Source organism: Deinococcus hopiensis KR-140, from assembly GCF_900176165.1.
In the GTDB taxonomy this organism is placed as follows: domain Bacteria; phylum Deinococcota; class Deinococci; order Deinococcales; family Deinococcaceae; genus Deinococcus; species Deinococcus hopiensis.
In genome coordinates this window covers 147,672-159,867 of record NZ_FWWU01000002.1, presented here as the reverse complement: position 1 = coordinate 159,867, position 12,196 = coordinate 147,672, and the positions used below count along the sequence as shown (strand labels likewise).

General features: G+C 64.4%; 9 protein-coding genes. 8 read left to right on the top strand and 1 reads right to left on the bottom strand.

All coding sequences use genetic code 11. The features are described 5' to 3' along the window. The first annotated feature begins 453 nt into the window (after positions 1 to 453). The 5 genes from B9A95_RS34390 to B9A95_RS01395 all read left to right on the top strand — a co-directional run bounded on the left by B9A95_RS34390 (position 454) and on the right by B9A95_RS01395 (position 6,722). Positions 454 to 771: a hypothetical protein gene (locus B9A95_RS34390; RefSeq protein WP_212648218.1), complete on the top strand. Its 318-nt coding sequence runs from the start codon at positions 454 to 456 to the stop codon at positions 769 to 771. After that, a complete protein-coding gene (locus B9A95_RS01410) occupies positions 764 to 1,588 on the top strand; it encodes a transposase (RefSeq protein WP_084045187.1) in 825 nt (274 codons plus the stop codon). The genes B9A95_RS34390 and B9A95_RS01410 overlap by 8 nt, the downstream gene beginning before the upstream one ends. A gap of 605 nt (positions 1,589 to 2,193) precedes the next feature. Further along, positions 2,194 to 2,517, top strand: coding sequence for a hypothetical protein (locus B9A95_RS01405; RefSeq protein ID WP_084045186.1), 324 nt, complete (start codon positions 2,194 to 2,196; stop codon positions 2,515 to 2,517). Positions 2,518 to 2,784: 267 nt separating this feature from the next. Continuing rightward, positions 2,785 to 3,681 carry a DMT family transporter gene (locus B9A95_RS01400; protein ID WP_084045185.1) on the top strand — a complete coding sequence of 299 codons (897 nt, stop codon included), beginning with the start codon at positions 2,785 to 2,787 and terminating at the stop codon, positions 3,679 to 3,681. Between the two features lie 563 nt (positions 3,682 to 4,244). Then, complete coding sequence (locus tag B9A95_RS01395) at positions 4,245 to 6,722, top strand: ATP-binding protein (RefSeq protein ID WP_084045184.1); 2,478 nt, start codon at positions 4,245 to 4,247, stop codon at positions 6,720 to 6,722. Positions 6,723 to 7,136: 414 nt separating this feature from the next. On the opposite strand, the gene B9A95_RS01390 is transcribed toward B9A95_RS01395, so the two are convergent. Next, positions 7,137 to 9,365, bottom strand: coding sequence for a PKD domain-containing protein (locus B9A95_RS01390; protein ID WP_084045183.1), 2,229 nt, complete (start codon positions 9,363 to 9,365; stop codon positions 7,137 to 7,139). A 476-nt stretch (positions 9,366 to 9,841) separates the two neighbouring features. On the opposite strand from B9A95_RS01390, the gene B9A95_RS01385 reads away from it, so the two are divergent. The 3 genes from B9A95_RS01385 (at position 9,842) to B9A95_RS01375 (ending at position 12,189) form a co-directional block, all read left to right on the top strand. Next, a complete protein-coding gene (locus B9A95_RS01385) occupies positions 9,842 to 10,279 on the top strand; it encodes a globin family protein (protein ID WP_212648217.1) in 438 nt (145 codons plus the stop codon). A gap of 32 nt (positions 10,280 to 10,311) precedes the next feature. Further along, positions 10,312 to 11,472 (top strand): amidohydrolase family protein, encoded by a 1,161-nt coding sequence (locus tag B9A95_RS01380; protein WP_084045182.1) that lies wholly within the window; start codon positions 10,312 to 10,314, stop codon positions 11,470 to 11,472. A gap of 285 nt (positions 11,473 to 11,757) precedes the next feature. Then, entirely contained in the window at positions 11,758 to 12,189 is a 432-nt protein-coding gene (locus B9A95_RS01375; RefSeq protein WP_139806360.1) for a hypothetical protein, read from the top strand. The last annotated feature ends 7 nt before the right edge of the window (positions 12,190 to 12,196 follow it).

The window sequence follows — 12,196 nt, the reverse complement described above, 5'->3', positions numbered from 1 at the left end:
GAGGAGCCGAGGCACGCTCAGGCCCGCCCCAAGGTGAGCTTTTTGGACGTCTCCAATTTCAGATTCCGGGGTGGAATTGCTTGTGACGCAAGAAAAGCGCCCTGAGGGCGCTGGCGTGCGGGCAGCAAGGGCTGACTCGGTCAGGACCCAGTACGGTGCCTGAAACTAAAAGGAGAAGGCGGCCCAGAGGCCGCCTTGATTTCTCTAATATAGGGCGGTATTCACTCCTTGTCAAGTTATGCAGCTTGAAAGCCGGACAAAAGTCTGCATGTTCAGGGGATGAGGGTGTCAGCGCCGGTGGAAGTGGCTGGACTCGATGCTTTTGTCCAGCCGTATCGGAGTCTGTTTGGTGATCGACGGCTCTTTGCGGGGTTCTGCGGCGCGGTCGCTGGGATCCTGGCGAGTGGGTCAACACGGGTACGGCAGATGGCTCGGGTCACACCCAGTATGGGGGTGACGCCCCACGCTGAGCGCCGGTTGCGACGGTTAATTCATCACCAGAATCAGCGGACCGAGCTGAATGCGGAGACGTTGACCGAGCGGCTCCAGACCCAGGGAGCAGAGCGTGTCGCAGGTGAGGCGGAAGTGGTGGTGGTTCTCGATGGCTCAGACCTCCGCAAGCCCCACAGCCAGAAACTGGAACATCTGGATGTGGTGCGGGATCTGAAGGGCAACCTCGTTCCTGGATACCACACCCTCAACGCCATAGGGGCGTCAAAGCCTGCTGTATCACCGCACGTACAGCACGCGGAGTCCTGGTTTTTTGAGTGAGAACGCGGTCGTGCTCGAAGCGTTGAGGCAGATCACGCGGTCACTGCGCGAAGTGGGTGTGGTGCGCATTATCTTTGTCCTGGACCGAGGCTTCGATGACCTGAAGGTAATGAAGCGACGGAGGCGGCTCAAGGTCGATTTCGTCATTCGTGCACAGCATGTTGAGCGGCGCGTTCGTCTGCAGCCCACGGGGGAAAACCGTGCGCTGCAAGCTGCGTTGCAGCTTGCTCCCGTATCACACACCTTCGCGATGTCCCGCCCCGTCCTGCGGGAGGGGAAGCCCAGCTGGCGGCCAACCCCAGCGGAGATCCGGGCGCAGGAGGTCTGGGTGGACGAGGGCAAACTCCACGTACACGCGCTCCATCTGCACTTCCCCACACGGCCCACAGGCGAACAACAGGGCTGGACCCTGCTCACGAGCTTGCCCGTCTCGCCCGGCGTTCACGCCGGGCAGGTCGTACGACGCTATCTGAGGCGCTGGAGCACCAAAGACGTCTTCTCCTGGACCAAAACCGCGCTGGGATGGGAACAGGTTCGTGTCCTGCAGTTCGAAACGCTGCGCACCCTGGTCGCCATGGCCTGGCTCGCCGCTGCCTTTGTCTTCACGCTCGGCGAGACCTTAGAGACACCGGAAGTGAAGTTGCTCGCTCATCTCGGTGGTTCTGTCCCCCATAAGAATCGGCCCCCAGGCAAGAAGACCATCTTGCTGGGACGACAGCGCTTATGCGCTGCGTACCTCACCCGGCACACCACCCGCCAATCGATGCAATATCCATCCGAAAGAACCGTCATAGACAGGCTTCTCGGCCCTCAATGAATTTTGTCCGCCTTTCAAATGCAGCTGGGTCTGAGGCGGGTAATTTTTGTCTGTCCAGTAAACGCTTAACCTTGCATAGCGGTCGATGGGCCGCCTTTGCGAGTTGTGAAGCCGTAGGCTTCGAGCCGGGCGGCGATAGCACGGAAGCTGAGCCCCTGATTCCGGAGTGTCCCTGCATACGCGGCGACGGTTCGTATGATTTCAGGATTTCATGCGTACCGGGAGTTCAATGGGACCCTGCTCTATAAGCGAGCGCGAGATTTTGCGCATTCGAACGAAAATACGGCGCGGGCATATGTGGAAGTGCCCGCCGATGACCTCGCCTCCGAACTTGCCGAATCTGTGAAGTGCGGGGGGCCCCAAAAGGCCCAATTCCAGCTCACCTTCAGAGCTGTCTTAAAAGCGGACAACTTCCAAGCAACATGAGCAGAGTATGAGGCTATACAATCGTCAGGAAGGACCTCTAAAAGTTCTTGAGCGGTAAGGGATGGGGTAGAGGGACTGGAAGGCCAGTTGGCCGAGGTGCTCGCTGAACTTCGGGAAGACGAGCTTAAAGGCCCCGTTGCTTACGCAGATGGGCCCCACGGCTCAGAAAGGAAAGGGGAATGGGGGGCACAGACCTCGCTTTCGTGCACGCATTAGAAATCCTGATTCATCCTGCACCAGTAGGTCCTCTGGCAGACGTGGAGGAGATGATGGCCCACGTCCAGCGGTTGGCCGATCAGGAGGTGGAGCGCGTCCCGGTCCTCTTCCACCTGTGGTTGCGCTGGAGGTCAGAGGGCAACGTTCGTGCTGAGCCACTGGAATGGCTGCTGGCAACCCTGCTCGAGCGGCACCCGGACCGGGCGGGACGGGCTCTCTCCTCTGTGATGCACCGCGTCTCGCCGTTTGAAGCGGGGCTTCTTCGCGAGTATTTCGGGGCAGATTGACCGTGCCGCCTGGCCCTGTGGGCCCAACAGCAGAGCGGATTGCCCTCCATCCTTCATTCGTTCCGACCGCTTCGGGTAAGGGAGTGAAGGCGCCTCCCCACCTGAGCTTCCAGTTTTTTGCAGTTCGGGAAGGCGTCCTCGGAGACGTCTCCACGCTATTTGCTCAGCCAAGTCCAGGCCCGCCGGTAAGTCGTCGCGGTTTTTCTCCCTTTGCTGGAACTCTGACGCTCCCTGTCCAGGCCGTGTCCACGTACTTTAATCTGACGTGTGCCCCGCTCCTTTCTGGCCTTTGCGCCGCTGCTGTTCGTCCTGCTGTGGAGCACGGGGTTTATCGGTACCAAGGGTGCAGCCCTGAATGCCGATCCCTTTGCGTATCTGACGCTGCGCTTTGCCATTGCGGCGGCGCTGATGGCAGTCCTCACCCTGGCGACCCGCTCGGCTTGGCCCACCCGTGTGCAGGGCTGGCGGGCCGCCGTGACTGGCCTCCTGCTCCACGCCGGCTACCTCGGCGGCGTGACCTACGCGATCTGGCTGCACCTGCCTGCTGGGATTAGCTCCGTGATGGTGGGGTTGCAACCGCTGCTTACGGCGCTGCTGTCGTGGCCGCTGGTGGGCGAGCGAGTCACGGCCCGGCAGTGGGCCGGGCTGATGCTGGGTTTTCTGGGCGTGCTGCTGATCGTGCTGGGGCGGGGAAGTGCGGGCGGCGCCTATCCGGCCGGAGCGCTGCTCGCCACCGTGTTCGCCCTGGGATGCACCACAGCGGGCACCCTCTACCAGCGCCGCTACGGCGCCGGTATGCCCCTCCTGAGCGGCACGGCCACGCAGTACACCGCGAGTGCCCTGGTGATGGGGGGAATGATGCTGATGCATGGTGGGGCCTACCTCAACTGGACCCCCCAGTTCATATTCTCGCTGACCTGGTTGGTACTGGTGTTGTCAGTCGGGGCGATCCTGCTGTTGATGGTCCTCATCCGCGAGATGCCTGCGGCCCGGGTGGGCAGCCTGTTTTATCTGGTCCCGCCTTTCGTAGTGGTTGAGGCGTACCTGCTGTACGGTGAGCGCCTGACCCTCCTGGCGGTGCTGGGGCTGGGGCTGAGCGTGGCGGGAGTGGCGCTCTCGGCCTGGCGGGGAAAAAGTGAACAAGACGTGCGGCAGGCGGGGTAGGACGTCGCAAGGCGCCCGCCCAAGGCTGGCGCTCGTCCAGCCTTCCCTCATGCCTAACGCCCTACCGGAGCTGGCTTCCGACCTTGAAGCTGCCGCTCCTGCTTGCCGCGCTTCTTGTACTTCTCGCGCTCTCCCGGAGCGCAGTGCGCGCGCGTTCGTAGACGGCGGAGAGGCTTTTGCGGTCGGCGCTTTTGTACAGGAGGGCGGCGGGCAGTTGGTCGCGGTGCGGTTTGCAGCCTTCCACTTCGAGCGCCGCAACGCAAGTGAAGGTGTTCCCACACCATCACCGGAGACCACAGCCCGCGTTTTTGCAAGACATTCGAGGTCAAACCGGTCCTCGGCTCCAGGTCTAACGGTTCGGTAGGCGGTTGGACGCGGCGCAGCAGGTAAAGTAGGTACATCATCAACGACCCCTGCCCAAACCACACACTGAAAGCCCAGGTGGTCACCGTGCTTGCTGAGGTTCAGAACATCAAGGCACGTCCAGGCCTCAACAATGCGGCATCAAATCAACCGCACGGTCAGGACAACTTCTCTCGCCTCTCTCCCGGCCCTGACCCTTCATGACCCCCTCCCACGGGCTCCCGAACCTTACTGCCTTGGCCGCACTGCTTGAGACAATGGCGGACATCATCTTCACCGTGGATCACCACGGCGTGATCACGTACGTCAATCCGTCCGGGGCGGCCCTCGTGGGCCTGAGGACCGACGAGGTGATTGGGCGTCATCTGGAGCACGACTTCTCGCACATGTCCAGCGCCGAGTGGGCCGCTGTCACCAGACGTGCGGTCGACACCGGTGGGCCTATGGAATACACGGCGTTCAACACGCACCTGGGCCGGTGGTTGCGTGGGCAGGTGCTTCCCGTCGAGGGCGGTCTGGCAGTGCAGCTTCGCGACGTCACTGCGCCGTACCGCGCCGAACAGCTCCACCGGGTCACCGCTGCGCTGGGCACTGCGCAGACCGAAGCGGAAGTGGTCCACGTGGTGCTGGAACAGACAGTGCCGGCGGTGGGTGCGTACCGCGCCGCGGTCCTGACCCTGAGTGGCGACCGGCAGGCGCTTGAACTGCTCAGCGAAGTGGGGTACGCCTCCAAAGAGCGCGAACGCTTCCAGCGTTTGCCTTTGGCGAGGGACCTCCCGGCCTGCCGAGCGGCGCAGGACGGCACGCCGGTGTTCGCCTCCATGCCCGGTGTGGCGCGTGAATTCAGGGACTGGGACGAGGTCCGCTCCGCTGAAACGCAGAGCATCGCTGCGCTGCCGCTGACCTTCGCGGATGAGGTGCAGGCGGTGCTGGTGCTGAGCTTTGATGTTCTCCGCGAGTTCAATGAGGCTGAGCGGCAGTTTCTGATCACGCTCACCGGAGTGGGAACGCAGGCGCTGGAACGCGCGCGGCTGTACGACACCGAACGCCGTGACCGGGTGCGCGCCACCATGCTGGCCGAAGCGGGCACGCTGCTCACCACCTCACTGCAGGTCGAGGCCACCCTCGAGGGCCTCACGCAGTTGGCACTCACGCACGTGGCGGACTGGGCGGCCGTGTACCTGCCGAACAGCGAGGGGGTTCTGACGCCGGTGGCAGTCGCGCACCGAGATCCCACCCTCGTTGAGCTGCTGCGCACTTTCGTGGCCCAGAATCCGGCAGACCCGCATGCACCCGGTTCGACCGCCTGGGTCATGCGTACCGGCGAGTCCTTCCTGCTGCCTGTGGTTCCCCCGGCAGTGATTGACGCGATCGAGAACCTCGAGCAACGCACAGCGATCGTGAGGATGGGCTTTCACTCCCTGATCCACGTGCCATTGACTGTGGGGGGGCGCACCGTGGGTGTGCTGGGACTGGCAAGCTCATCGCCGGAGCACACGTACGGCCCTGAGGACCTGCGTCTGGCCGAGGCGCTCGCAGCGCGCGCCGCGAGTGCCCTGGAAAATGCCACGCTCTACGAACTCTCTCAGCGCAGCGAGCAGCGTTACCGCTCGCTGGTGGACGCCACCCGGCAGACGGTGTGGACGAACGACCCGGGCGGGGAGATGAAAGGAGAACAGCCCGGCTGGGCAGCGCTCACGGGACAAAGCGAGGGAGAATACGGCGGTTACGGCTGGGCAGACGCGCTGCACCCCGACGACAGGGCGCAGAGCGTAGGCGTGTGGGAGGAAGCGGTCATGCGGCGTGCGGCGTGCGCCATGCAGCACCGCGTGCGGGTTGCGGACGGCACATACCGGCACTTCGATGTCCGGGCCGTGCCGGTCCTGAACGCTGACGGTACGATTCGCGAGTGGGTGGGCGTGCACACCGACATCACCGCGCAGGTACAGGTCGAAGCGGAGCTCGAACGGCGGGTGGAGGAGCGCACAGAAGCGCTCGCGCGAAGCAATGCCGAACTCGAGCGCTTCGCGTACGTCGCCTCGCATGATCTGCAAGAGCCCCTGCGCACCATTGCCAGCCTGACGGGACTTCTGGAGCGGCGCTACGCGGAACTGTACGACGAGCGCGGCCGAACCCTGCTGAGCCAGATCATCGGCGGCACCATCCGCATGAAGACGCTGCTCGACGACCTGCTGGTCTACTCCCGCCTGGGCGCTGAGCGCCTCACCCTGGAACCCGTAGCGACCACCTCGGCTGTAGAGGAAGCCCTGGGGCGACTGGGTAAGTCACTGGCCGAAAGTGGCGGCGAGGTGGACCACGCCGCCCTCCCAGTGGTGAGCGGCAACGCGTTTCAGCTCACGCAGCTGTTTCAGAACCTGATTGGGAATGCCCTCAAGTTCCGAAGACCAGGCGTGGTGCCTCAGGTGAGGATCAGCGCGGTGCGGGAGGGCGCGTTCTGGCAGTTCAGCGTGCGGGACAACGGCATCGGAATTGAACCGCAGTACCTCGAGCGGATCTTCGTGATCTTCCAGCGCCTGCATCTCCGCGAGCAGTACGGTGGCACCGGGCTGGGATTGGCGATCTGCCAGAAGATTGTGCAGCGGCACGGCGGCCGGATGTGGGTGGAAAGCACTCCTGGGGTGGGCAGCACCTTCTCTTTCACCCTGAAGGCGCTGTAGTGGTACTCCGTTGACTGGCGGGAACCTGATGGATGGCGCCCGTGTTTCTGGGGTCAGCGCGGTACGGAAAGAGCGGGAATCCACCGTATTCTTCATTCTTCGCCAGCACTTTCAGACTCAACGGAGTACCGGTAGGTGGGGTTGAGCTGGATCCCGCGCATTTTGTCCTGGGTGCGTCCTCGGTGCGCCTCCAAGCCTTGCTCCTCGCGAGCGCCCGCACCCCGATGGCGCCGGTACCCCTTTCTTTGCAGTGGGCGCAGCTCAAGCCTCACAGGCCACCGGGAGAGCCCCCTTTGACGCGAAGAACCGGCCGCTCGTCAGAACCGTCTTCATGTTCCCCTTTGGGAAGGAGAAGCGGCGGAAGGGACGCTCCTGATGCGGAGCGTCCCTTCCGTAAGAACTCAAGACTGTGAATTACTTGATGCACTGGGCGGTGAACGCCACTGTCTTCATCGGGAAGGGGAAGGAGAGGAACTGGTCGTAAGCGCTGAATTCCAGCACGAAGTCACCCTTGGGGCAGGCACCGTAGCCGCCAAGATCACTGAGGTGGAATTCCTTCGTCATATTGACGCCCTTGAGGGTGTTCCCCACCTTGCCCTCGTCGAGGGTCTTGGCCTCGTTCATCTTGCCCTTGGGGTACACCCGCAGCGAGTACGTCACCTCGTCGTCGTTGGCGTCGCTCAAGCTGTAGGTCACGGTGACCTTTTCGTTGTTCACGATGGTGGTAGAGGGCTTCATCTTCAGGCTGATCACCGGGAACAGGTTGTCGGCAGGCTTGGGCTCCACCGTGACCGCGACGCTGGCCTTGCCCACGGCTCCCGTGGCGCTCGTGGCCGTCAACGTCAGTGTGCGGGCACCGGTGGCGCTGTAGGTGATGGTGGGTAAGCCGCAGTTGTTGGTGGGCAGCACGTCCGACGCGACCGAGCTGGTCCACTTCTCCTTCGCGCAGTCTCCGAGGTCGGAGTAGCCCGAGAGCGTCTTCGTGCCGTTCACGCCGTTCAGGTACATCTTCTCGTTCTGGACGGGCGAGACGATGGTCACGACCGGCGCGGGACCCATGGCCTTGCCGATTTTGACGGTGATGGTCTTCGTGGACGTCGCGCCGTCAAGGTCGCGGGCCGTGACGGTGACGGGATGGTCGCCCACGGTCTTGAATTGATGCACGGTGCAGTCGTCGTCACCACCAAGCTTGTCGAGGCCGTCTTCAGCGGTGAAGCGCAGGGTGAAGGGATCATTCTCAGGATCCTTGGCCGTCGCGCAGACTTTGATGTCGTCCGAGGTGGTGAAAGGATCGTTCGGGTTGCCGCCGAAAACCACGTTGTCGCGCTTGGCGGTGAGGCTATTGATGATGGGCGCAGCGTTCTGCGCTTCGGCGATGGACTTGCACTTTTTGAAGACCTCGGCGGAGTAGGAGAACTCGTCGAAGAACAGGTCCGCCTCCACACCCACGTTGCCCGCGCCGCAGAGGTCGAGTTTCCACAGGGGCTTGGCGGGATACTGCGCCTTGAAGTTGGCGTAGGCGCGGGCCTCACCGTAGGCACCGGCCACGCCGTACAGGAGCATCGCCAGCCGCACGCGGGGACCGACCTGCGCTTCGGCGCTCGCACTCGCCTGGATGCCGGAGTGCTTGAACGTCCAGTCCGGACCGCTCGACAGGTTCTTGAACTCGTCGATGTACTCCACCCCAGCAGACGCCTTCAGCGTCTGCTGTAACGCGTAGTTCACCTCACCCTGAATCTTGCCGCTCGCGTCGAGGTACAGCGTCACCACCGGCACGATCACCACCGTTACTGGGCCGATCGGCACCGTGATGGGCGAGAACTGCAGCTCGGAAAGTTTGAATTCCTTCTTGAACTCGTACTTGCCGCGGGCGTACAGCTGCAGGTTGGTGCCCTGGTCGACGTCCACCTTGGCGCGGAAGTCGAGGTCGAACCAGTTGACGTCCAGCATGAAGTCCAGCCCCAGGTTGAAGTAGAAGTTGCCCTTGCTGCCCGTCTGGTCGTCCAGGGTCTTCTCGTCCCCGTCGATGTCGTACAGCACCTTATTCAGCGAGACGCTGTACCCGTACGTCTTCTGCCAGTCGACGAGGGGATCGTCCGACTGGGCGCTCAGGTGGCCCTGGCCCGCAGCGCTGCTGGTGGCGAGTTGGACACCCGGGGCGAGGGTCTGCTTGGCGAGCTTCTCGGGCTTGAGGGCCTGCTGAAGATCGATGCGTCCACGGGCCACCGCGTCGGTGATGCGCCCCTGTTCGGCCTGCACGATGATCACGCCGCCCTCGCGCTTCACGTTCGTGACCTTGACGAGGTAACCGTAGGGCGCGTTGGGACCGGGTTCGCTCACCAGCACGTTGCCCGGCTGGATGGCTTCGGTGAAGGGGGTGGACTGGTAGCGCATTTCGTACATGGCACGTTTGCCGTTGCTGGGCAGCTTCTGGAAGGTGGTCAGCGCGGCGCGGCTCTGGGCGTCGGGAATGCGGGCCTCGGGGCGGATGATTGGCTCGACGGGAGCGGTGTCCCTGGGGGTCGTGTTGCCAGGGATGGTATTGCCGGGCGTCGTGTTTCCGGGGGTGGGGGTGGAGGTGCCGCAGGAGGCGAGGGCGAGGGTCAGGCTGAGCAGGGTGGCGGAGCGGGTCAGGTGTTTCATGGTCGGTCCTTTCGGGGTGAGAGCGGAGGGGGCGCAAGCTTTCTCGGAAGAGGCTGGAGGTCGGGTCATCTCTGGTTGCGTTCCTTTCGGCCCTGTCCTGGGCGCTGGACAGAGCTTGCGGAAGGTGGCGTCACCCAGCCGTCATCTGGAGCCAGGGTGTTCCAGGGGGCGAGAGGGCTTCGGGTGACGCTCTCCGTCACGGGAGCCAGAGAGGAGCAGACGCGAACTGGCCGCGCCCTCCCGCCGAGGTGCAGACGTGGGGCGTTCCACCCAAACACCGCTTGGAAGGCCCTTCTTGCAGGTGACGGCGGGATGACGCCCGCGCGCTTACGGTGTGCGTCAGGAGTTGCCATGTGCCTATCTCACCTCTGCCTCACTGTTTTTCCCGTCCGTTTGCCTCGCCTCAGTCGCGCGCCGCCGGCCCAAGCCGGTCCGCCTTCCTTTTCTCGCCTCCCGCTGCACTGGAGAACCCCCCCATGACCCTGACGCCCGAAGATGTCCGCCTCGTTCAGACCACGTTTCAGCAGGTTCGCCCGCACGCCGAGGCCGCTGCCGGGCTGTTCTACGACCGCCTGTTCGCCCTCGATCCCTCGCTGCGCCCGATGTTTCGGGGCGACATGAGAACGCAGGGCCGTCACCTGATGGCCGCGCTCGCCTTCGTGACTGAGGGGCTGTCGCGGCCTGAAACGATCCTGCCTGCCGTACGCGACCTGGGGCGGCGTCACGCGGGTTATGGAGTGCAAGACGGGCACTATGCCACTGTGGGCGGGGCCCTACTGGACACCCTCGCCGCCTTTTTCGGTGACGCCTTCACGCCTGAGGTGCGGGAGGCGTGGATTCGCGCCTACGCGCTGCTGGCAGACGAGATGATGGAGGCGGCCCGCGCCCCTGCACCCGTGGGCGGCTTGCGGTGAGGCGCGCGGAAGGAGCGCCCTGCGCTGGCTCCATGCCTTCCCAAGGGGTCCGCCTCCTCACCGCCGATCTGCTCTACACGGGCGAGGGCTCCGGCGTGCAGGACGGCGGGGTGGTTCTTCAGGAGGGCCGGGTGCTGGCCCTCGGAGGGGCGGAAGCGCTGCGTTCCCGCTTTCCGGGGGTGGGTGAGGAGCGCGCAGGCCGGGTGATTGCTCCACCGCCCGTCAATGCCCATACGCACCTGGACCTCAGCCTGCTCTCCTTTCGCGCGCTGCCCTACCACCGCTGGGTCATGGAACACGTCGGCGCGAACCTGCACAGGAGCGGGCGGGAGGGCGCGGAGGTGGGCCTGCGGGCGATCCGGGCCTCGGCCGTGGCCGCCGCCGGAGACATCACGGAACTGCCTGGGGTGATGGAGTTCCTGCTGCGCGAGGGTGATGTGCCGGGCGTGGCGTACTGGCAGGTCTTTGAACCCAATCCGTCCCGCGCTGACGAGACGTTTCGCCGCACGGTCGAGCAGCTTCGGGCCTTGCGCCGCCTGGAGCGCCCCGGCGGGATGCGCGTGGGCCTCAGTCCGCACGCCACCTACACGGTGTCCCACCGCCTGCACCGCCTCCTCGCAGAGTTCGCCCGGGACGAGGGCCTGCCCATGCAGATTCACGCGTCCGAGCCGCCCACCGAATCCAGGATGTTCCGCACGGGCTCGGGACCACTCGCCGCGAAATTTCTGGAGGTTATGTCGCCCCTCACCCTGGAGGACGTGCTGGGCCGCGCGCCGGACCCTGGCCTCACGCCCGTCGCGCACCTCGCGGACCTCGGGGTGCTGGACGCCCGCCCCACGCTGGTGCATATGGTGAATGTCACGGAGGACGACGTGCAAACCGTCGCGCAGGCGGGATGCGCAGTGGTGACCTGCCCGCGCAGCAACCGGGCACTGGAGTGCGGCGTCTTTCCCTGGGCGCTGTACGGGCGGCACGGGGTGGAAGTCGCCCTCGGCACCGATTCGGTGGCGTCCGGCGAGACGCTCGACCTCCACGACGAACTCGCCTTCGCCCGGCAAGCCCACGCGGCTGTGGATGAGGTGACGCTCGTGCGGGCGGCGGTGCGCGGTGGGCGGCACGCCCTGGGTGAACCCGCCGTCACCCTGCGGGAGGGAGACGCCTGGAACCCAGCGTTCGCATGGCCGGATCGGTAGGCACCTGCTCAAGCCCTGTCTTGGGCCAGCGCCGTTTGCTTTCCGCCTGGTCTCTTTTGGCTGGAGCTGAGCAGGAAGGGGATCCACCCTGAAGACGCTGGTGACGCCCCTCCGAGCATCCTGCGCCCCACGAGGTCCGGGTGGGCGTGCGAGGTGGTGCCTACGCGGGGCCGCGCCGTTGCCGGGAGACGTTGAGGCGGGCGTGGCGGACTTCCACAGCGCCGGGTTTATGGCCGAGGGCCTACGGCGTGTCGGCCAAGGGGAGGGTGTGGTTGACATCGCCTCGTGTTGCCTGACGACGATTGCGAGACCATCGCCCAAGCGCGCCAGACGGAATACCAAGCGCCACGCTGTCCCCAAGTCGTCCTGGAAGAAATGACGAATTCGTCGAAAGCGAAGGAGCACTATCTTTCCTGTCCGAAATACCCCGAACAACGCGAGATGCGGGTGCAGCCCACCTGGGTGCCCAGCGAAGGAGAGGAAGGCTGGATTCTCAAGAACGTCCGTCAGCCGTGGCTGATCTACCGTGGACATGCATTCATCCGTCGGCGGTTCGTCCTGCTGACCTCCCAGGTTGTGGCGCAGCTGCTTCGTTGGCATTCCAACCGCCATAGAGCGCCCGTTCTGAGCACCCGGAGGTGGCAAGAGGGGCAGGGGGACGTTCCCACTGCACATCACGGATTTCTTCGCGCCACAGCGCAACAAGCCACACGGTGACACCCCT